The following is a 21892-nucleotide window of genomic DNA, read 5'->3' on the forward strand; positions in this document are numbered from 1 at the left end:
GACTTACGGTGTATGGGCGGTGCGCAGCGCCGCTTCGATCTTTGGGCGGGCGGAAAGCTGGTGCAAGGAGGACGGCAACCCCCTTGAATTTGCTTCCCAGGAGGCAGCCGAGGCTTACGCAAAGGAATGTAACAGTCATACGACGGCTAATGTCCACTATTTTGTAAAGGAAAAGGAGCCGGAACCTGGTGCTGTCCGAAAGGACGGAACACAGCCGGACAGGGATGCCCGCGCCCATGAGGAACAGACGCCACGAAACGCAGCGGTGGAAAAACTGAATGAGATCCCCGGCAGGCGGCTCAATACCGGGCTTCCTATAAGGCAAATATCGCCTGTAAGGAGTCAATCGAACAGGCCATTGCCGATCACTACCGGGATAACCGTCTCGGCGCGGAGGCAGTCCATCAGGTCTTGGAGCAGTTCGGCTATGACCGGATGTTTTATGTGCTTGCCAACACGATCCGGCAAAAAGACTTCGACGGGCGCATTTCCCGCAATAACAAAACATGGGCGAAAACCATTCCGGTTTATGAGAACCCGGACGGCTTTGGCTGTGACCGGAATGTTTACTTTGTGGTGGACCGCAGCCACCCCGGACTGTTGGATTTATTTCTCACCCAGGCGCGGAAAGAGTATGCGCTGTCTCAGGAGAAAAAGCCTTCTGTCCGTGACAGCCTGAATAAAAATGCCGGGCAGCAGACCAGAGCAGAGAAACCAAAGCGGCACAAGAGCCGGGAGCGATAATCAGTAAAAATGAATGAAGGGGTGATGGTATGGCGACCACAAGGCTGATGCCGCTGCATGTGGGAAAAGGTCGGGATGTATCTACGGCTATTGCGGACATCATTGACTATGTGAAAAATCCGCAGAAAACGGATTTTGGAAAATTCATTTATGGCTATGGGTGTGATTCCCGGATTGCGGATGCGGAGTTTCTTCTTTCCAAGCGGCAGTATTTGAACCTGACCGGGCGGGATCGGGGCGCGGATGACGTGATCGCCTATCACCTCCGGCAAGCCTTCAAGCCCGGAGAAGTCACGCCGGAAGAAGCGAACCAGATCGGGCGGGAGCTTGCGCTGAAGCTGACAAAGGGCAATCACGCCTTCGTGGTGTGTACCCATGTGGATAAGCACCATGTCCATAATCACATCATAATCAACTCTACGACGCTGGACTGTCAGAAGAAATTTCGCAATTTCTGGGGCTCCACCTGGGCGATCCGGCGCATGAATGACAAGCTGTGCCTGGAGCATGGATTGTCTATCGTAGAAAATCCAAAACCCAGCAGAGACCATTACGGCACATGGCTGGGCGATAAAAAACAGCCTCCCTTCCAGGAGCAGCTACGCATTGCGATTGACGCGGCTCTGGAAGAAAGGCCAGAGGACTTTTCTGAATTTTTGAAGAAGCTGGAGACAGCAGGAATTGAAGTCAATCAGGAACGAAAGCACCTTCGCTTTCGTGTGCCGGGACAGAAAAATTATACCCGCTGTGATACTCTCAAAGGAGACTATACCGAGCAGGCAATCAAAGAAAGAATCGAAGGCGCACGCACGGTAAAGCCCCGCCGTACTTTTGCACCGAAGCAGGCTCCGAAAGTCGGGCTGCTGGTGGATATAGAGGCGGCTATCCGCGCCGGGAAAGGCCCCGGCTATGAACGCTGGGCGAAAGTGTTTAATCTAAAACAGCTCTCCCAGGCGGTGATCTACCTGAAAGAGCAAGGGGATATGAGCTATGAAGATTTGCTGGAAAAAGCGGTGGCGGCTACTGCCAGCTTTAATGCACTGTCGGCACAAATCAAAGAACTGGAATCACAGATGACCGCCAATGGAGAATTACAAAAACAGATCGTAAACTATGCAAAGACGCGGGCCGTCTATGTGGAATACCACAAGGCTGGTTACAGTAAAAAATTCCGTGCGGAGCATGAGACAGATATTCTACTGCACCAGGCGGCGAAGAAATATTTTGACAGCATAGGAATTAAGAAACTGCCTTCCGTCAAATCGCTCCGGGAAGAATATGCCGGTCTGCTGGAACAGAAACGGAAAGCCTACGCTGCCTATAAGCAGGCCAGGTCTGATATGAAAGAGCTTCACAATATCAAGGCCAATGTGGACTATCTGCTGGACAAATCTTCTTCCCAGGAGCAGCAGAAAGACAAGCAAAAATCCCGGCAGTAATTCTATATTGCTAAATATATTTTCTATGATAAAATAGAACCCTACATTATAACACCAGACTTTCTGCCTATGGTATATTGAGAGAGAATGGAGGCGGGAAACAGTGAAAACATATAAAACTGCGGAAGTAGCCGCAATCATCGGAATACACCCAAATACAGTACGGTTATATGAAAAGCTGAAACTGATACCAAAGCCAGAACGGCTGCCAAATGGCTATCGCGTATTTACAGAATTTCATATAAAGCAATGTAAGCTGATACGTCTTGCCTTTCAAGTGGAAATCTTGCAGAACGGGTTAAGAAAGAAAATCGCACAGATGATTATGGTATCAGCAACAGGAGATTTTGTTACAGCCATTGCGCTTACGAAAAATTATTTGAAACAAATCAGGCAGGAACGCCACAACGCAGAAGAAGCTATTGAAATTGTAAAACAGATTTTATCCGGCAGTATTAGGGAAAATTCCCGGCAGTTGAAGCGAAAAGATGTGTCAGAACTGCTTGATATTTCTATGGATACTCTCCGAAATTGGGAAATGAACGGTCTGCTTACCGTAAAAAGAAAAGATAACGGGTATCGCGTCTATACGGATGAGGACATTCAGCGGCTAAAAATCATTCGCTCATTAAGATGTGCGAATTATTCCTTAGAAGCAATTTTGCGGCTTTTGCAGCAGCTATCCCAAAATCCCGATACAGATATTCGCGCTACATTGAACACGCCGAAACAGACAGATGACATTATTTCTGTCTGCGACAGACTGATCGTGTCGCTGTCAGAGGCAGAAAAAAATGCAGCCATTATTTTGGATATGCTGCAAGATATGAAAATCCAATTTTCTTAAACCCTACACTTTGCCACCAATGTTTTCATTGGTGGTATTCTTATTTTACGAAAGACAAAAGGAGGACATATTATGCAGACTGTAATCAATGTGGAGCAGTTGTCAAAATCTTATGGCAATCTGCCTGCAGTAGACAAACTCAGCCTATCTGTAAAACGCGGAACCGTTTACGGGCTTCTTGGCGCAAACGGCGCGGGGAAAAGCACAACGATTGAGTGTATCTTAGGCACAAAAAATTTCGACAGCGGAACGGTATCCGTCTTGGGATGTAACCCCAAAAAAGACAGACACCACCTGTTTCAGAATGTCGGCGTTCAGTTCCAGGAGGGTGATTATCAGCCGGAAATTAAAGTTTCAGAGCTATGTGAAGAAACCGCCTGTCTTTATGAAGCGCCTGCCGACTGGAAGAAACTTTGTGAACAATTTGGAATAGGGGCTAAGACTGGCAATGTGGTAAAAAGTTTGTCTGGCGGGGAGCGGCAGCGCTTATTTATCGTGCTTGCCTTAATCCCGAACCCGGAACTGGTATTCCTTGATGAACTGACTACCGGGCTTGACGCAAAAGCCCGGCGTGATGTTTGGAAAATATTATCTGAATTAAAAAGCAATGGATTAACTATCTTTTTAACTTCTCATTTCATGGATGAAGTGGAAAACCTATGTGACGAGATCTGTATTTTGAAAAAAGGAAAAGCTGTCTTTTATGGAACTGTTGAACAGGCAAAGACGGCCAGTGGGTGTGAGAACTTTGAGGACGCCTATCTTATGCTTTCCGGTGAGGAGGAAAAAGAATGAAATCATTTAGAACGCTCTTGAAAAACGAATTGAAATTAAACATCAGAAACATGAATATGGTTATCTTTGCTGTCATTATGCCGCTGATTGTCTTGATTATTCTGGGCTTCATTTACGGAACAAAACCCGCCGAAGACGGAGCGGCATACACTTTTATAGAACAATCCTTTGGCGCACTATGCAGTATCTCCATTTGTGCGGGCGGACTAATGGGCTTGCCTCTTGTCGTATCAGAATATCGGGAACGAAAAATTTTGAAGCGTTTTCAAGTTACCCCTGTCAGTCCGGCAAAATTACTTTTAGTGGAATTTTTGATTTATGTTATCTATTGCATTGTATCAATGCTTACCCTGTTTCCCGCCGCCGCACTATTATGGAAAATAAAAATACATGGTTCTTTCCTGCTGTTCTTAGGAATCTGGTTTTTGACTATGGTATCGACTTTGAGCATAGGATTGTTAGTTGGAGGGATTGCGAAAAACACGAAAAGCGCCAGTGTGATTGCCTGTATTCTGTATTTTCCCATGCTGATTTTTTCGGGAGCGACACTTCCCTTTGAAGTTATGCCCGTTACCATGCAAAAGATAATCAGTATTTTGCCGTTGACACAAGGTATTCAGTTGATGAAAGCGGCATTTCTTGGAGTGCCAGTTGAAAATGTGCTGCTTCCGGTTATTGTTATGTGTGCCGTTACACTCGTTTGTTTTGGTATCTCTGTAAGGTGTTTTAAATGGGAATAACCTTGGGTTTTCAGCGTTCCGAAGGAACGCGCAGCCGTCCCCGTCGGGGACGATCTCAGGGGTTTGGGGACATGTCACCAACAAGCATTTTAGAGGGTTTCTCGGCAACGGGAAACCCTCTAAAATACGCAATCTTACGGAAGATTGCATTGCTTGCCAGTAGTTTTAGAAACCTTGTTAAGTTGTACGGATATGGTAATGTTCACAAAAAACACATTGATATTGTTCGGTCAAACGCCTATAATGTATATTGAATATTCCATAGGAGGTTTGCTATGTTTGAATATATGACCGTACAAGAGGCGGCAAAAAAATGGGAACTGTCCGAGCGGCGGATTCAGAAACTTTGTGCAGATAGTAGAATTAACGGCGTGGTACATCTTAGCCGGGTTTGGCTGATACCTAAAGACGCAGAAAAGCCCGTTGATAAACGAAAAAAATGATATTAGGAAAATCTTAATATTTTTTTATTATATCCTTTGTGAATTAGCAAAATAGATTTGATATACTTACTCGATATTATTAAATGGGGTGAAATTTTGAGCGAAAAAAAAGACGAAAGAGGCGGTGAGCAGATGGATGGGGATTGTCGGCCTTGAGGAAGAACTGAGAGGACGGTATCCGTCGGAGCTGTCCGGGGGACAGCAGCAGAGGGTCGGTATCGCAAGGGCGCTGTCGGCTTCTCCGGACATCCTGCTGATGGATGAGCCGTTCGGAGCCGTAGACGAGATAACGAGAGGGCAATTGCAGGCAGAACTGAAGCAGATCCATGAGAAGACGGGGATTACCATACTTTTTGTGACCCATGATATATCAGAAGCATTGAAGCTTGGCACGAAAGTGCTGGTGATGGACCAGGGTAAGATACAGCAGTACGGGACACCCAGAGAGCTGCTTTGCAGTCCCGGAACGGAATTTGTCGGCAGGCTGGTGGAAAAAGAACGGCAGGATGTGTGTTCTTAGAAAGCCCTTTCTATTTTCCTTCCCAACGTGTATATTAGACATAACTTTTTAGACGGATACTGACCGGGATAAGGAGATGAGCCTATGCCTGCCGACAATCTGGCTGCTTTACTCGATGCGCTGACCGATATGAGCGTTTATGTCATTGAAGAAGAGACACACAGGCTGCTGTACTGTAATGAGCGCTGCCGGGAGACCGGACATGGAAGGGCCGTGCCAGGTGCCAAGTGCCACGATGTATGGCCTGAGATGTGTGGCTGCTGCCCGCTGGAAAGCCTGGGGGACAGGAAGTCCATCCATATCGTCTGTCCGGATCCGCTGCTCCATACGACGGTTGACGTGACAGCCAGCCGGATCATATGGGATGGAGGCATACGCGCGGTTGTAGTGACGGCGGCCCCTCACTGGTTGAAACTTGAGGAAGAACAGGATATGAAGAATATCCAGCATATGTATGCACAGAGCCTTGTGACGGTATTTGACGAGTGTATCATCGCTAATCTGACAGACGACTATTATGTCAAATGCCAGAAAGATACGCTTTGGACGGATATACCGGAACAGGGCAGTTTTGGTGTGGAAAACCGTAATTATTCGGATAAGGTCATCCATCCGGACGATCTGGAGCAGTTTAACGCATGCTTTTCCCGGGAGGCGATGCTGGAGGTGCTCGGAAGCGGCAAGAAGCGGCTTACCAGGAGGCTCAGGCGCCTGTCCCAGGACGGCAGCTTTGATGAGCTGATCGCGTTTGAACTTGCCGGTGTCCATCCGGATTACCGGGATGAGTTTATCGGGAAGTTCCGGCGCAGCGCCCTGATCAGCACGTATCTGCGCGGGGAACGGATCGTGACCATGGAGGTGCCCCATCTTGGAAAAGACGGAGAATACCACTGGAATTATACCCAGGTCGTGAGGGTGGAGAGCCCTTATACGGATGACCTGATCGAGATTACGCTCTCGAGGAATATAGATGAGGAACGGCGGATACGGGAAGAGACGATAGAGAAGGAGCGAAGGACGAAGCAGATATTGGAAGAAGCGCTGGATAAAGCGGAGAAGGCCAGCAAGGCCAAAAGCGATTTCCTTTCCAGGATGAGCCATGACATCCGGACGCCGCTGAATGCCATTATAGGCATGACGGAGCTCGCACTGATGAACACAGGTGATGAGGCGGCAGATATGATGCGGGTGGCTATAGAGAAGCGGAAGCAGATGCTGTCTGTCGATGTGGAGAAGGATATGCATTCCATGGTTTCCGCAGACGCGGGAAGGCTCGGCCAGATTCTGGAAAATGTCCTGTCCAATGCATCCAAATATACGGAAGAAGGCGGGGCCATCTCCCTTGCCGTGCGGGAGCTTAAAAGGGAAGAGAACGAGTTAGGCACCTACCAGTTCATTATCGAGGACAACGGAATCGGCATGGAACCGGAATATATAGGACATATCTTTGAACCGTTCAGCCGGGTGGACGACAGCAGGATCAGCAAAGTCACGGGAACAGGGCTTGGGATGACGATTGTCGGCAATCTGGTATCTATGATGGGCGGGGATATCCAGATCGAAAGCGAGTACGGAAGAGGGTCAAAGTTTACGATAACCCTGTATCTGGCAAAGCGTTACGGCTCCGCTTTTGCAAAACCGGCGGAGGCTTACCGGGAGAAGGAATCCTTTGCCGGGCTCAGGGTGCTGCTCGTGGAAGATAATGAGCTGAACAGGCAGATTGCGACAGAGATGCTGGAACTGCTCGGGACACAGGTGGAGGGTGTGGAAAATGGCAGACGGGCGGTAGAAGCGGTACGGACGCATCCGCCGCTCTATTATGACATTATCTTCATGGATGTACAGATGCCGGTCATGAATGGATATGAGGCTGCGAGAGAGATACGAAGCTGCGGGATGGAGCGGATTGAGGAGCTGCCGGTCATCGCGCTGACTGCCGATGCATTTGCAGAGGACGTCAGGCTTGCCCGTCAGGCCGGGATGAACGGACACCTCGCCAAGCCGGTATCGATGGAACAGCTGAAGAGGATTTTAGCGAACTGTACTGCGTGGAGGACGCGCAATGGAAAAGAGCCCGCCGGCGGTGCAGGTATGGACGAATAGCCAATTGCGGGGGAGGACAGCGTGAGACGAGAAGACAGACCAATCGGGCAGCGTATGGAAGAGGGAGCGGAACGTGCTCATACCCATTGCTCTAACCCGTATCAGGAGATGGTGGGCGATGAAAAATATCCGGACAAGATCGGGAAGCAGTCTTATGAGCATATCCAGGAACAGCTCTCCAGTCTCGAAGAAGAAATCAGGCAGAGGAACCGGCAGCTTGAGGTGATCATGTCCTCCATCGAGGGGGGTCTTAAAATCAGCAATGACGACGATACCTATTCCTTCGCATTTGTGAGCAAGGAGGCGGCCGCGTTATTCGGCTATACGGTAGAAGAATTTATGGAGGAGACAGGCGGGTCCGCAGTGGGGAATGTCTACCCTCCGGATCTTCCGAAAGCGCTGGCGGACTGCGCCGAGGCATTTCAGGACGGCAGCCTGGCTTATTCTACCAGATACAGGGTGCGCTGCAAGGACGGAAGCCTCAAATGGGTGATGGACAGCGGAAAGAAGTCGAAGGATGTAGACGGCAGATGGATGGTGAACAGCCTGTATCTTGATATAACCCGTTCTGAAGAAGACGCGCAGCGCCTGAGAGAGCAGACGGAACTTCTCACGAGCATCTACGCGACGGTGCCGTGCGGAATCATACGGTTTGTCAGGCACCGGGACAGAAGCTTCAGCCTTATCTCTCTGAGCAAAGCAGTCATAGCGCTTATGGGTTATGACAGTATAGAGTCCGGTAAAGGTGACTGGAGTGACGCCGGAAGGAGAAGACATCCTTCAGCGCACGGTGGTAGATGCCACTCAGCGTAAGATACTGCAGCAGAGGCTGGACCGGGAACATGAGATGTACCGGTGATCGTCGTGGACCTGCTGTCTATGAATGGCATAGAGACAGACTGTGCGGATAATGGAATGGAGGCTGTGGAAAAGTTCCTTGCAAAGCCTCCCGGGACGTATGCCCTCTCTGCGGCAATGTGATACAGGCCGCGGGAAACGGTTCTTACAGCTGCTGCGGCATCCTCTGCCACAGCTGGAGGCGGATGTGGACGACGAAGGGCATGCGATGCAGGCGGAGGTGGCAGACGGGGACTGTTATATAACCGTAGAACATGAGATGAGCAAGACACATTATATATCCTTCTGGCTTACGTCACGGCAAACTATGTACGTACCGGAAGAAAGTGTAGCGAAAGCTTCACGCGAGTTGTGCATATACTAGAGGCAACAGACATTTATATTGAGGATGATATGGAGATACATGTAGTAATGGAAGGAGACGATATCGACAGCATCGCGGCGGTGTACGGCGTGGATGTCTGGCAGCTCATATATGACAACCAGATCATATACCCGTACCGGCTTGCGGTCGGGCAGGCGCTGCTCGTCCAGACGGGGGCAAGGAGTCCGCAAAGGAGCATATATGTGAGCGGCTATGCGTATCCGTTTATCAGCAGATGGGTGCTTCAGCAGACATTGCCGTTCTTGTCCGATCTGCCGATATTTTCCTATGGGTTTACGGCAGAAGGGGAGCTTGTCCCTCCACTCCTGGATGAGAGGTGGATGATTCGGGAGGCGGTGAGGTATGGGACAGAGGCGGTCCTGACGCTGACGCCGCTCGGCCCGGACGGCCGCTTCAACAACAGCCTCATCAGTGCAGTCGTGTACAACGAATACGCTGCAGACTCCCTTATATCTAACCTGCTGGAGACCATGAGAGAGAAAGGGTACAGAGGCCTTGATATTGATTTCGAGTATATACTGCCCGATGACCGTAACGCTTTTACGGCGTTCGTCCAGAAGACGGCGGAAGCCATGCGCGCTGCAGGATACTGGCTTTCTATCGCCCTGGCGCCGAAGTCGTCGTCGGAACAGAGGGGCCTATTATATGAAGGCAAGGATTACCGGGCTTTGGGCGAGGCAGCAGACCATGTGCTTCTCATGACCTATGAGTGGGGATACACCTATGGGCCGCCCATGGCGGTCGCCCCGCTGCCACAGGTGCGGGACGTGGTGGAATATGCGGTGACGGAGATTCCCGCCTCGAAGATCAACCTCGGGATTCCCAACTATGGATATGACTGGCCCCTTCCGTACGAGAGGGGAGTGACACGGGCTCAGACGCTTGGGAATGTGCAGGCCGTCCAGCTCGCCATAGCCAGAGGAGCTGCCATAGAGTTTGATGAGACCGCCCGGAGCCCATACTTTAACTATGTGGAGGACGGCACGGAGCATGAGGTCTGGTTTGAAGATGTGAGAAGCCTCCAGGCCAAGTTCGGCCTGATAACAGACTATGAGCTGCGCGGCTGCGGCTACTGGCAGATCATGCAGTGGTTCAGGGCCAACTGGCTTCTGCTGCGGGACAATTTCTATATATTGAAATAACAACGATAGCAACAACTGCTAGATGGTAAGCGAAAGAAGATGGCCTTCCTGCTCAGATGACAGGATGTTCCTTGTCCCGGAGCCAGCAGACAGTATCCTCAAGGGTAGAGCGGATATCCCGCGGCGTATATCCGAGGCAGGAGGCCGCCTTGTCGTGGGAAAAGCGGTCATTGCTCTGCAAGGTATAAAGAGAGTACCTTGTATACAGAGGCCGCCTGTCCTTCCTGCGGAACCATAGTCCTATGGCGGGGCATACTGCTCTGGCCACCCATATGGGCAGAACGGGGAGGCGGCGTCCGCCTGCCGTCTCCCGCAGGATACGTATGACATCACATATCTCGTAGTGCCGGTTGGACAGAATGTAGCATTCCCCTGCACGCCCTTTTTCCAGCGCAAGCAGGCATCCGTCTGCCACATCCCGCACGTCTACAAAATCATATCCGCCTCTGCCTTGGATCTGGCATATCCGCCGCGTACTTCTTCCGGCGAAAACCGGGCCGCTTCCCGGAGCACGCCTGGATGACCCTTTTCCGGTATCGCATGGACGGAACTTACGTAGAGGAGTCTTCTTACCTTGTATTCCACGCAGAGGGAGAGGACATTTTCCGTGCCTTTGACGTTCACCCTATGCACCTGTTCCACAAGCTCCCACGATATGTCGAAGATGCCGGCTGCATGGATGACGAATACTTCTGCACCGGCAGTATTCTGGAACAGCGGGATAAGGCTCCCGGCATCCGTGACATCTCCTGCTGTATAACAGACGTCAGCAAACAGCTGCTCCGTGTCGCCGGGCAGGATGAGGCCTCTGATTTCGGAACCGGTCTTAAGCAGCAGACGTATGACGGCCCTCCCGATATGGCCGTTGGCTCCGGTGATGATGTAGATCCTTTTCATGTGGAACACCTCCTTGAGAATATGGACACGATGTTGATTATCTTTCATATATGTATTATAATATATTGCATGGTTACAGACAATCGACAGCTTTGGCCCGGATGCCGTGTAACCGGACATATGTGGCCGGCTGTGTCTGATATTGGACAGATTACAGGATAGTACAGGGAAAGGAGGCGGCAGATTGAGCAAGAACGATTACCGCGCAAGAGTGACGAGGATGCTGATCAGAAAAGCATTTACGGCTCTTCTCGGGGAGAAGCCCATCCAGAGCATCACGGTGAAGGAACTGTGCCTGAAAGCCGGTATCAACAGAGGCACGTTCTATGCCCATTACACGGATATTTATGATCTGCTTGAGAAGATGGAAGATGAGATGACGGCAGATTTCAGAAAGGCGCTGGAACCGCTTCTGAGCACCGGAGGCGGAGAGCTGACCCCGCTTCACATTACGACAGGGGTGTTCCAGTGCCTGAAGGACAACGCGGATATATGTACGGTGACGCTTGGCCCTTATGGAGATAAAGAATTTGCTGCCCGTCTGATCCAGATGGGGCAGGAGAGATGCGTGGAGACGTACACCCGCTATTTTGAGGATGCGACGCCCGGGCAGATAGAGTATTTATATGCGTTCGTCAGCGCGGGATGCATCGGCGTCCTGGAGAAGTGGCTGGCAGAAGGAATGGCGGGCAGCGCCCGGGAAATCGCGGCCATGACGGAGGATATCATGATGTCCGGGATCGGATGTCTGAAGAAGCAGGGAGCCTAGCCGGCGGTTTTACGCTCCCGCCTCCCCACCTGCCATCTGCGTCACTCCTCATTTTTCCTCCGGGCGGCTTTGCGCACATAGCGCCAGCACAGCACTGCGGCCAGCAGCAAGAGAAGGATGCGGGTCAGGTTTGAATAGGCCTTCAGGTATGACTGGATCGTATTCCAGGAAGAGCCCATAAAGGCGCCGAGCGATACGAGGAATATGTTCCAGACGGTGCTTCCGACTACCGTATAGAAGAGGAAGAGCGGCAGCTTTATGCCTGCCATGCCTGCGGGAACGGATATAAGGCTGCGTATGATCGGCACGCACCTTCCGAACAGGATAGCTTTCTGCCCATGCTTTTCAAACCAGCCGGTCGTCTTTTCCACGTCTTTTCTTTCAAAGCCAAGCCGCTTCAGCGCCTTCGTCCTAAGCAGCGCTTCCAGCCGCGGCGGCGTGAGCAGGCATCCGGCCTCGTACAGTATCATGGCCCCGGTGGTAGAGCCGAGGGTGGAGAACAGCACGACTCCGGGGATAGACATATCCGTGCAGGTAGTCATAAATCCGCCAAAGAAGAGGATGACTTCAGAGGGGATCGGTGGAAATATATTTTCTACGATGATGAGAAAACAGATGCCTAGGTAACCAAACTGGTTCATGACCTGTATAACAAATTCCTGCATATAATTGACCTGCCATTGATTAATCTATCCAATATATATGATAAGGGAAGCAAGGACAATGACAATTTCTTTTGGCAGGGAAGGGGCAGGCGGCAAAAAGCACCGTGACATTCCCGCGGGAGGATGATAATATATACTTATTGGACCGTTGATGTCCAATCGAGGTAATAGAAGCAGAAGCTTTAGGTGGACGAAGAGAGAGGTGCAAGGATGAGACAGGCCGCATTATTTTTTGATATCGACGGAACTTTGCTGAGCGAGAAGACGAGGGAGATACCTGAGAGCACGCTGGACGCGCTCCGTGCTGCAAGGAAGAACGGGCATCTTGCCTTTATCAATACAGGCAGGACTTATGGGAGCCTGCCGCCGGAAACGGTCCGGCTGCGGCTGGACGGATATTTGTGCGGATGCGGCACTTACATATTGTATAAGGATGAGGTGCTTCTTGAAAACCATATTCCGAAAGACAGGGGAATCGAGATTATCGACTGTATAAAGAGATGCAATCTGGAGGGCCTGTGCGAAGGGACGGAAGACGTATACTTCTCCAACAGGATATCTCGTTTCGAGCAGATCGAGAGCATGCGGAGATACTTTGCTCTGGCAGGCCTTGGCATCGAGCGTGCCATGGAGGAAAAGAGCTTTATATATGACAAGCTGCTTGTGTATACGGACAGCCGGAGCGATAAGCAGGCATTCCTGGACTTCATCAGTGCGGATATGGAAGCGATAGACCGTGGGCAGGGCATCTATGAGTGTGTTCAGAAGAGATACAGCAAAGCGACGTGCATACAGGTTATCATGGAACGCCTTGGGCTTGATAAGGATCAGATATACGTGTTTGGCGACAGCAGCAATGACCTGTCCATGTTTGAATTTGCAGACCACGCGGTGGCCATGGGCGTGCACGATGCTGTCCTGGAGCCGTATACGGAGCATATCACAGGGACGGTGGAAGAGGGCGGGATCAGCAGCGCCATGGAGCATTATGGACTTATATAATGTGCGGAGGCAGGCGAAGATATTCGTGCAGGCAGCGTGCGGCTTTTTGCTTTTGAACGTACTTGTATTCTGCACGGTGTTCCGCAGGCCGGATAAAAGATGGAAAAAGGAAACCTACGACTGTGCAATCGTGTGTGGCTATTACGCTGAAGAGGACGGCACGCCGTCTCCGTACATGAAGTCAAGAGTGGAAAAGGGGGTGTCTTTGCTGCGGGAAGGGAAAGCGGCCTGTCTCCTTCTGAGCGGGGGAGCGGTGGCCAATCCCCATGTGGAGGCGGAGGTCATGGAAGCGTACGCGCTTGAGCTGGGAGCCGCGCAGGACGTCCTGTATACGGAGGCACAGGCTGTAAGCACCTATCATAATATGATGTATTCCAAAGCGGTCATGGAGAAGCATGGCCTTAAGGACTGCATCATCGTTACGAATGGATGGCATCTGAGGAAAGCGGATCATTATGCGAGAAAGTTCCATCTGGACCATGTCATGTGCAAAGCGGATGACCCGGCGGAACAGACGTGGCTGTGCGGGGCCTTGTATTATATGAAGACGTGGTGGAACATGTATAGCAACCTGTTCAGAGGGTACTGGTAAGAGTAAGCATTCGTGCACGGCGGGATACGGATTTACATATATTGATGTAAAAGACAGTTTCGGGGATGATAAATGTTTTACGTGAAAGCGAAGGACGGGGTGAAGCTGGCCGTGTATGTATATAATCCGGAATGTACGGAGACCGTATTCTTACTGCACGGCTGGCCTTTATCCCACGAGATGTATGAGTATCAGATTCCGCTTCTTGTGCAGAACAACTACAGAGTGGTGCTCATGGATATCAGAGGTTTTGGAAATTCGGACTCCCCGGCATGCGGTTATGACTTCGACACGCTTGCGGATGATGTGTACAGGGTAGTCCGGGCGCTTAAGCTGTACCGTTTTGTGCTGACCGGCTTTTCCATGGGCGGCGCCATCGTGCTGCGTTATATGAAGAATTACCGTTCTTACGGCGTAAAGAAGCTGATGCTTCTTGCGGCGGCAGCGCCGTGCTGGACGAGAAGGGCCGGGTTCCCGTATGGCCTTACGAAAGAATATGTAGACGGGCTCATATGCATGGCGGAGACAGACCGTCCGCAGCTGGCGAGGAATTTCAGCCATGAGCAGCTCTTTGCCAGCTGTCAGAGCGAGGCGGTAAAGAACTGGTTCGAGCTTATCGCGCTGTCCGCGTCCGGAATCGCCACGATTGAGACGGCATATTCCCTCCGGGATGAAGACGGCAGAAAAGACCTTGACGCGGTGCGGGTGCCGACAGCTATTATCCACGGGACGAAAGATACGGTCGTATCGAACGACCTTGTGAAAATACAGCATAGATGCATCGAAGGATCTAAGCTTTATCAGCTCGATAAGAGCGGGCACGGAATCGTGTATGACCAGCTGGAGGAATTTAACTGTATATTTATAAAAGAAGTCGGAAAGCTCTAAACAGGCGGACAGCGTGCAGCGGTGAAGATTCATTTTTGGGTCGGCATGGCCGCATCCTGTCCGTATTTACCTGAGTCAAAAGCATACCGGGAAAGGCCGCAGGATATGAGGAGGAAGTTATGGGAGAACAGCTGTGCCCCGAAATCCACTATAAGAAAGACGGAGACAGGGTGGTGCTGACGGGCTGTTATGGCATAGACGGGAAATTATATCTTCCCGATGAGATAGAGGGACATATGGTATACGGGATAGGGCCTTACGCATTCTCCGAGGCCAAAGCGGAGGGGGACAGCGTATATTTGAGCCCCGAAGCCGGGTATCTCAGCGAACGGCACAGTATCTGCGCGGAAGAGGTGGAAGAGATCCGTCTTCCGGGACAAGTCCGGGAGATCGGCAGGTATGCATTTTACCGGTGCAGAAACCTGAAGAAGCTCATACTCTCCGACAGCCTGCTGGACATCGGCGGTGGAGCATTTACCGGATGCCGTCTCAGGGAAGTGGAGATACATTTTTACAAGGGAGAGAAGTCTGCCCTCAAGTCTGTCGTGGATGAGATTCGCTATACCGTGCGTGCGGCACTGTATCATCATGGGGCGGACAATAAGGTACGGATGGCACGTCTTCTCTTTCCGGAACATTATGAGGAAGCGGTTGAGAATACGCCGGCCCGGCTGCTGGTGACGCACCATCACGGCTCCGGCGGATATTACAGGCAATGCTTTTACAGCCATGAGGTGGATTATAAGAAATACGACGAGGTTCTTCCTTATGCAGTCGCGGAGGAAAAAGAAGAGACGGTGGTTGAACTTGCCTTCGGCAGGCTCATGTATCCTTACCGGCTGTCAAAGGCCGCCAGAGATGCTTACCTGCGCTATCTCCGGGGGCATATGGAGGCAGTGGGGAGATATGTGGCAGAGCACGAAGCGCTGGATGAGATCAGGTTCCTGTCCCGAGAAGGCTGCTGGACATCTGGGTCGCTTGAGGCAGCTGTAACGATAGCGTCGCAGCTCAGGTGCACGGAACTGGTCGGCGTGCTGATGGACGAGAGGCGGAAGCTGCCGGCGGGTAAGAAGAAACGATTTGAACTATAAACAGGAAAGAGGGGGCAGGCAATATGGATGACATGCAGAAGATTACAGAACAGCTCGGGGACGTGGGACGCCAGATCCTCTGCGCGTCCAGAAACGAGCTGTATATGAAGATGCGTTTTCTCGACGTGGCCCTCTGCAGCTTTTCTTATATCATGGACGACAATATAGAGACGATGGGTACGGACGGGTTCGCGATATATTTCAATCCCCGTTTTCTCGGAGGCATATACAGGGAAGAGAGGATACTCGTCAACCGTATCTACCTCCATATGGTGCTGCACGGCATCTTCCGGCATATGACAGGAAGAAAAGGAAGGGATTCCAGATACTATGACCTTGCATGCGACATTGTGGCAGAGTATATTATAGATGGAATGCGGCACCGCTGTATCTTAAGAAGGCGCTCCGTCCTGCGCAGAGAGGCATACCGCAGGCTGGAAGCAAAGATGAAGGTGCTGACGGCCGAGAAAGTGTACAGTGCCCTGACAGAGCGGGAAATGGGCGGGCAGGAGCTTATGAGGCTGGAAGAAGAGTTCAGGATTGACAGCCACAGCCGCTGGCCGGATGAGGATGACAGGAAGCAACAGCAGCAGATTCAGAACAAGTGGCAGGATATCAGCGAACAGATGGAGACGGACATGGAGACTTTCTCTAAAGCGGCTTCGGCGGAATCCGGTCGTCTCATAGACCAGGTGAAAGTGGAGAACCGACAGCGGGCCGACTACCGTCAGTTCCTGCGCAAATTTTCTGTCCTGAAGGAAGAGATGGCAGTAGATCCGGATTCATTTGATTATGTGTTCTACACATACGGACTTGAGCTGTACGGCAATATGCCGCTCATAGAACCTCAGGAATGGCGCGAAGTACAGAAGGTGGAAGAGTTCGTGATTGTCATTGACACGTCGATGTCGTGTTCCGGGGAGCTGGTGAAGAAGTTCCTGGAAGAGACTTACGCAGTGCTCAGCAAGAGTGAAAGCTTCTTCCGCAAAGTAAACATCCATATCATCCAGTGCGATGACACGGTACAGACAGATGAGAAGATAGCAGATGAGGAAGAGCTTAAGCGTTATATGGACAATCTGACCCTGTACGGCGAGGGAGGGACGGACTTCAGGCCGGCGTTCACTTATGTGGACCAGCTATTGAAGGATCAGGCTTTCAGCCGTCTGAGAGGACTTTTATACTTTACCGACGGAAGAGGGACGTATCCGTCGAAGATGCCGCCATATGAGACTGCATTTGTATTTTTCAGCGAAGATTATGAAGACACGGACGTGCCTCCTTGGGCGATGAAGCTCGTACTGGCACGGGAGGACATAGAAGGTGACAGCAAATGAATATAAAACGTGCGAAGAGAGAGGTCAAAGATTCGATAGAGGCCTATCTGAAAAAGGATGATTTCGGCGAGTATATGATACCCGCCATCCGGCAGAGGCCGATACTGCTCATGGGTCCGCCGGGTATCGGCAAGACGCAGATTATGGAACAGATTGCAAGGGAATGCGGTATCGGCCTTGTCGCCTATACGATCACCCACCACACGAGGCAGAGCGCGATTGGCCTTCCCTTTATCCAGGAAAAGGAATACGGGGGCAGGAAATATTCTGTGACCGAGTATACGATGAGCGAGATCATATCTGCGGTGTATGACAAGATTGAGCAGACGGGAATGCGAGAAGGCATCCTGTTCATCGACGAGATAAACTGTGTGTCGGAGACCCTGGCGCCGACGATGCTCCAGTTCCTCCAGTGCAAGATGTTCGGCAACCAGAAGGTGCCGGAAGGGTGGATCATCGTGGCGGCGGGGAATCCTCCGGAATATAACAAGTCGGTCCGGGACTTCGATGTGGTCACGCTGGACAGGATCAAGAAGATAGATGTGGAGGAGAACTTCGAAGTCTGGAAGGAGTATGCCTATACGGCTGAGATCCATCCGGCGGTCCTCGCGTATCTGGAATTGAAAAAGGAGCATTTCTACAGGATAGAGACGACGGTGGACGGGAAGATGTTTGCCACCGCAAGAGGATGGGAAGACCTGTCCCAGCTGATCAAGACGTATGACGTGATTGGGAAAAAAGCGGACAGGGAGGTGATATACCAGTATATCCAGCACTGGAAGATAGCAAAAGACTTTGCGAATTATCTGGAATTGTTTGAAAAATATAAGAAAGATTACGGACTCCAGAGAGTGCTTGACGGGCAGTATGGCAAGGATGTGCTGGAGCAGCTCAGATACGCGCCTTTCGACGAACGCCTGAGCGTCGTCGGAATCCTGATGGGGAAGCTTGGCGAACTGTTCCGGGACTATGTCATGGCGGACCGGTATGTGTCGCTTCTGCACGGCTATCTGCTCAGGATGAAAGAGGGAGATACGCTTGCGTCCGTCACGGCTGCCGCCCAAGAGGAGCATGACAGGCTTAGAAAGGCAGAGCAGCTTGGCAGGCGGGAAGAGGAGATATACAGAAGGATGCTTGGTACGCTGGAAGCATATGGTCAGACGGTCAGAAAGGGACATCTGCCCCAGGAAGAAGTATTCGCCCGGGTGAAGGAAGAGTTCCAGAAGGAGACCGGCATGAGGGAAGAGGCAGCCGCAAGAGCCGGCAAGGCGCTGGATTCTGCCTTTGATTTTATGGAAGATGCCTTCGGGGACAGCCAGGAGATGGTGGCCTTCATCGCGGAGCTCAATACGAATTACTACAGCATCCAGTATCTGAAGGAATATGGCTGTGATAAGTATTACCGGTATAATAAACGGCTTCTGTTTGATGAGCAGCATGAGGATATCATGAGCCGTCTGGACGAAGTGGAAGAGAATATGAATAACCTTTGAAAATAAGCGGGGATGTGATATGATAGAGGAAACTGTAACTGGAATTCTATTTGATGTGGCAAGGTAGGGGTATGGACAAAAGACACGAAATATTAATAGTAGATGATACGGAGATGAACAGGTCGCTGCTTTCGGACATGCTCGGTGACGAATATGAGATAGCGGAGGCGGTAAACGGCCTGGAAGCGGTGCAGTATCTGCAGAAAAATGAAAATGACATCGCAATCATTCTTCTGGATATCGTAATGCCGGTGATGGATGGCTTTGAAGTGCTTGCGATGATGAATAAAGGGAAATGGATCGAGCATATTCCGGTCATCATGATATCGGCGGAGACGTCGTCGGCCTATATCGACCAGGCTTATGACCTAGGCGCTACGGACTATATAAGCAGGCCGTTCGATGTTAAGACGGTCCGGCGAAGGGTCAGCAATACGATAATGCTGTATGCGAAGCAGAAGATGCTGCAGGGTATGGTGACGGATCAGATTCTGGAAAAAGAGAAGAACAACTATCTCATGGTTGAGATCCTCAGTACGATCGTCGAGTTCCGTAACGGAGAGAGCGGACTTCACGTCATGCATATCCGTATTATTACCGAGCTGCTTCTCAAGGCGCTTGTGCGCCATACGGAGGAGTATAACTTAAGCAGCGCAGCCATCGCTCTCATCACGAATGCATCCGCTCTGCATGATATCGGTAAGATATCGATATCGGAAGAGATCTTGAACAAACCCGGCAAGCTGACGAAGAAAGAATTCGAGATCATGAAGACGCATTCCGCCATCGGTGCAGAGATGCTCAGAAGCGTGCCCAACCATCAGAACGAAGGGCTTGTAAAGGCGGCGTATGAAATTTGCCGCTGGCACCACGAACGGTTTGACGGGAAGGGGTATCCTGACGGGCTGAAGGGGGAAGAGATTCCGATAGCCGCCCAGGTCGTATCGCTCGCCGACGTGTACGATGCCCTTACGAGCGTACGTGTCTATAAGCCTGCGTATGCGCATGAGAAGGCGATGGAGATGATCCTGCACGGGGAATGCGGTGCATTCAACCCTGTCCTGCTGGAATGCCTGATAGAAGAGGGCGACCATATATCCAGAGAGCTGAAGGTGCGTTCGCTTGGCAAAACGATGCACAATGAGATGAGGAATATCACATCGGAACTGCTGGAAACAGGCGGCATCACGGCTTCGGACCGCACGCTGAACCTACTGGAGCAGGAGCGGATAAAGTACCAGTTCTTTGCCGCCATGTCCCAGGAGATACAATTTGAATACAATGCAGAGACGGATATGATCATGCTGTCCGAGTGGGGGGCCAACTACCTCGGAACAGACGAGATAGCGCTACATCCTATGGAAAATGCCATGATAGACGAGATGATAGACCACGAGGATCTGTGCGAGATACGGCGGAACCTCAGAAGCGCCACTCCGGCACATCCTGTCGTCAGCGGCATATACCAGCTGCGCATCCAGGGCAGGGAGCGCTGGTGCAAGCTGATTGCACGTGCCCTCTGGAGTGATGAGGAGAAGAGGGTCTACAGCGGCTCCATCGGCAAGATGATCGATGTGCATGAGGAGCGGCTGGAGATGAACATGCTGAAGCAGGCGGCTGCGCAGGATATGCTCACCTCGCTGTACAACCACGCGAATGCCCAGAAGATTATTACTGCCATGCTGAAGGAAGATACGGACTGCAGATACGGCCTGATCCTGTTCGACCTCGACTTTTTCAAGAACGCAAACGACCAGCACGGGCATCTGTTTGGGGACCGTGTGCTGAAGTTCGTGGCGAAGAAGATACTCCAGAATATAAGGAGCGATGATATAGCGGCCAGAGTCGGCGGAGATGAATTCCTTATCTTTGCCGAGTACAGAGACGACTTCTCTTATGTCGTCAACCGCATCTTTGATTCGCTCGCGGACTATTATTATAATTTCAAGATATCCATCAGTATGGGAGTGGCCATATATCCGAAAGATGGGACTACATATGAGAAGCTGTTCCAATGTGCCGACCAGGCGCTATATTCTTCCAAGCAGGAAGGGAGGAACCAGTTTAAGTTCTATGAAGAATCCATGGAGAGCTGCCTCTCTGTCATATCTCCGATGGATAATGAGATCGATGATTAAGAGAAAGGCCCTTGGCATGCTGGCAGCGGTGCTGCTTCTGTATGGCTGTTCCGCAGACGGCTCCGGACGCAGGAGCGGCAGCACCGTGGAGACGGAAGGCGCCGTGCAGGAGGATACGTCCGCGAGTACCTATACGTTTGTCGATGTAGAGGGCACGGAGTATGAGGCGGCCCGCATCGAGGGGCTGCCTCTTAGCAGCTATGATTACGGACGGCTGAAGGAAGAGGGCGGCTTCAAGTATTATACGGATAAGGATGGGGCGAGGATATCCAGAATCGGGATTGATGTCTCTGAATTCCAGCAGCCGGTGGATTGGAACAAGGTCAGCGCCGCGGGGATAGAATTTGCCATGGTGAGGGTCGGATACCGGGGGTACGGCAGTGCCGGGACGCTTGTGGAAGATAAGATGTTCCGGTCGCATATGGACGGTGCCCTCGGAGCAGGGCTTGATGTGGGGGTCTATTTCTTTTCCCAGGCAGTATCCGGGGAAGAGACGCTTGAGGAGGCGCAGTTCGTACTGGAGCGGATCAAAGAGTATGACATTTCATATCCGGTCGTGTTTGACACGGAAGAGATAAAGGATGATACGGCCCGGACGGATGGGCTGGACAGGACACAGTTTACAGATAACTGTATCGTATTCTGCGACCGGATAGAAGAGGCAGGCTATGACAGCATGGTATATGCCAATATGAAATGGATGGCGTTCACGCTGGATCTGGAGAGGCTTGCGGACTATGACAAATGGTATGCGGATTATGAACCTGTACCCCAGTGCCCGTATGAGTTTTCCATGTGGCAGTATACAGAGGCCGGGAAGGTGCCGGGCATAGGCGGTAGCGTGGATATGAACGTATATTTTGAGAATGATTAACAGTTGGCATTTCTTGTTGACAAGACCTTGCACGGCCAGTATAATATCAACTATCGGTAAGGGAGTAGTTGGCGCTTGGGCGTAGTATTGTCAACATGCTGATGAGATACATCTGGCATTACTTTAAATA

General features: G+C 51.1%; 23 protein-coding genes and 1 pseudogene. 21 read left to right on the forward strand and 3 right to left on the reverse strand.

The window, feature by feature from the left end:
• The first annotated feature begins 345 nt into the window (after nt 1–345).
• The 12 genes and pseudogenes from E1963_RS00860 to E1963_RS00905 all read left to right on the forward strand — a co-directional run bounded on the left by E1963_RS00860 (nt 346) and on the right by E1963_RS00905 (nt 10016).
• A complete protein-coding gene (locus tag E1963_RS00860; RefSeq protein WP_243117528.1) occupies nt 346–744 on the forward strand; it encodes a DUF3849 domain-containing protein in 399 nt (132 codons plus the stop codon).
• 29 nt (nt 745–773) lie between these two features.
• Entirely contained in the window at nt 774–2183 is a 1410-nt protein-coding gene (locus E1963_RS00865; RefSeq protein ID WP_132274049.1) for a relaxase/mobilization nuclease domain-containing protein, read from the forward strand.
• Nucleotides 2184–2286: 103 nt separating this feature from the next.
• On the forward strand, nt 2287–3030 hold the full coding sequence (locus E1963_RS00870) for a MerR family transcriptional regulator (protein WP_132274051.1): 744 nt from the start codon (nt 2287–2289) through the stop codon (nt 3028–3030).
• 72 nt (nt 3031–3102) lie between these two features.
• On the forward strand, nt 3103–3825 hold the full coding sequence (locus E1963_RS00875; RefSeq protein ID WP_132274054.1) for an ABC transporter ATP-binding protein: 723 nt from the start codon (nt 3103–3105) through the stop codon (nt 3823–3825).
• Complete coding sequence (locus tag E1963_RS00880; RefSeq protein WP_132274057.1) at nt 3822–4565, forward strand: ABC transporter permease; 744 nt, start codon at nt 3822–3824, stop codon at nt 4563–4565. The genes E1963_RS00875 and E1963_RS00880 overlap by 4 nt, the downstream gene beginning before the upstream one ends.
• 275 nt (nt 4566–4840) lie before the next feature.
• Nucleotides 4841–5008, forward strand: a complete 168-nt coding sequence (locus tag E1963_RS00885) for a MerR family transcriptional regulator (protein WP_132274060.1) — start codon at nt 4841–4843, stop codon at nt 5006–5008.
• Nucleotides 5009–5111: 103 nt separating this feature from the next.
• A pseudogene (locus E1963_RS00890) lies at nt 5112–5528 on the forward strand (ATP-binding cassette domain-containing protein); the annotation flags it as partial.
• An 84-nt stretch (nt 5529–5612) separates the two neighbouring features.
• Nucleotides 5613–7631, forward strand: coding sequence for an ATP-binding protein (locus E1963_RS00895; protein ID WP_132274063.1), 2019 nt, complete (start codon nt 5613–5615; stop codon nt 7629–7631).
• Nucleotides 7632–7652: 21 nt separating this feature from the next.
• Entirely contained in the window at nt 7653–8444 is a 792-nt protein-coding gene (locus E1963_RS00900; RefSeq protein WP_243117511.1) for a PAS domain-containing protein, read from the forward strand.
• Between the two features lie 42 nt (nt 8445–8486).
• Nucleotides 8487–8612, forward strand: a complete 126-nt coding sequence (locus tag E1963_RS21205; protein WP_262200732.1) for a hypothetical protein — start codon at nt 8487–8489, stop codon at nt 8610–8612.
• Entirely contained in the window at nt 8590–8853 is a 264-nt protein-coding gene (locus E1963_RS19380; protein WP_145964146.1) for a hypothetical protein, read from the forward strand. The genes E1963_RS21205 and E1963_RS19380 overlap by 23 nt, the downstream gene beginning before the upstream one ends.
• A gap of 29 nt (nt 8854–8882) precedes the next feature.
• Complete coding sequence (locus E1963_RS00905; RefSeq protein WP_132274066.1) at nt 8883–10016, forward strand: glycosyl hydrolase family 18 protein; 1134 nt, start codon at nt 8883–8885, stop codon at nt 10014–10016.
• A 52-nt stretch (nt 10017–10068) separates the two neighbouring features.
• On the opposite strand, the gene E1963_RS20330 is transcribed toward E1963_RS00905, so the two are convergent.
• Both E1963_RS20330 and E1963_RS20335 read right to left on the reverse strand, forming a co-directional pair.
• Entirely contained in the window at nt 10069–10431 is a 363-nt protein-coding gene (locus E1963_RS20330) for a Rossmann-fold NAD(P)-binding domain-containing protein (RefSeq protein WP_243117512.1), read from the reverse strand.
• An 11-nt stretch (nt 10432–10442) separates the two neighbouring features.
• Nucleotides 10443–10913, reverse strand: a complete 471-nt coding sequence (locus E1963_RS20335; RefSeq protein WP_243117513.1) for an NAD-dependent epimerase/dehydratase family protein — start codon at nt 10911–10913, stop codon at nt 10443–10445.
• 184 nt (nt 10914–11097) lie between these two features.
• On the opposite strand from E1963_RS20335, the gene E1963_RS00915 reads away from it, so the two are divergent.
• A complete protein-coding gene (locus E1963_RS00915; protein ID WP_243117514.1) occupies nt 11098–11682 on the forward strand; it encodes a TetR/AcrR family transcriptional regulator in 585 nt (194 codons plus the stop codon).
• Nucleotides 11683–11723: 41 nt separating this feature from the next.
• On the opposite strand, the gene E1963_RS00920 is transcribed toward E1963_RS00915, so the two are convergent.
• Nucleotides 11724–12347, reverse strand: coding sequence for a DedA family protein (locus E1963_RS00920; RefSeq protein ID WP_132274068.1), 624 nt, complete (start codon nt 12345–12347; stop codon nt 11724–11726).
• A 210-nt stretch (nt 12348–12557) separates the two neighbouring features.
• Between E1963_RS00920 and E1963_RS00925 the strand changes: the two genes are divergently transcribed.
• The 8 genes from E1963_RS00925 (at nt 12558) to E1963_RS00960 (ending at nt 21762) form a co-directional block, all read left to right on the forward strand.
• Nucleotides 12558–13349 carry a Cof-type HAD-IIB family hydrolase gene (locus tag E1963_RS00925; RefSeq protein WP_132274503.1) on the forward strand — a complete coding sequence of 264 codons (792 nt, stop codon included), beginning with the start codon at nt 12558–12560 and terminating at the stop codon, nt 13347–13349.
• Entirely contained in the window at nt 13336–13941 is a 606-nt protein-coding gene (locus tag E1963_RS00930; protein ID WP_132274071.1) for a YdcF family protein, read from the forward strand. Before E1963_RS00925 ends, E1963_RS00930 begins: the two co-directional genes overlap by 14 nt.
• A gap of 72 nt (nt 13942–14013) precedes the next feature.
• On the forward strand, nt 14014–14829 hold the full coding sequence (locus E1963_RS00935; protein WP_132274073.1) for an alpha/beta fold hydrolase: 816 nt from the start codon (nt 14014–14016) through the stop codon (nt 14827–14829).
• A 119-nt stretch (nt 14830–14948) separates the two neighbouring features.
• On the forward strand, nt 14949–15920 hold the full coding sequence (locus tag E1963_RS00940) for a leucine-rich repeat protein (protein WP_132274076.1): 972 nt from the start codon (nt 14949–14951) through the stop codon (nt 15918–15920).
• A 32-nt stretch (nt 15921–15952) separates the two neighbouring features.
• Nucleotides 15953–17257: a vWA domain-containing protein gene (locus E1963_RS00945; protein WP_132274506.1), complete on the forward strand. Its 1305-nt coding sequence runs from the start codon at nt 15953–15955 to the stop codon at nt 17255–17257.
• Nucleotides 17254–18750 carry an AAA family ATPase gene (locus E1963_RS00950; RefSeq protein ID WP_132274079.1) on the forward strand — a complete coding sequence of 499 codons (1497 nt, stop codon included), beginning with the start codon at nt 17254–17256 and terminating at the stop codon, nt 18748–18750. Before E1963_RS00945 ends, E1963_RS00950 begins: the two co-directional genes overlap by 4 nt.
• Nucleotides 18751–18821: 71 nt before the next feature.
• The gene (locus tag E1963_RS00955) at nt 18822–20888 is read left to right on the forward strand and encodes a GGDEF/HDGYP domain-containing response regulator (RefSeq protein WP_132274082.1); all 2067 of its coding nucleotides are present in this window, start codon (nt 18822–18824) and stop codon (nt 20886–20888) included.
• The gene (locus E1963_RS00960) at nt 20881–21762 is read left to right on the forward strand and encodes a glycoside hydrolase family 25 protein (protein WP_132274085.1); all 882 of its coding nucleotides are present in this window, start codon (nt 20881–20883) and stop codon (nt 21760–21762) included. The genes E1963_RS00955 and E1963_RS00960 overlap by 8 nt, the downstream gene beginning before the upstream one ends.
• The last annotated feature ends 130 nt before the right edge of the window (nt 21763–21892 follow it).

Source organism: Extibacter muris, assembly GCF_004345005.1.
In the GTDB taxonomy this organism is placed as follows: Bacteria; Bacillota; Clostridia; order Lachnospirales; family Lachnospiraceae; genus Extibacter; species Extibacter muris.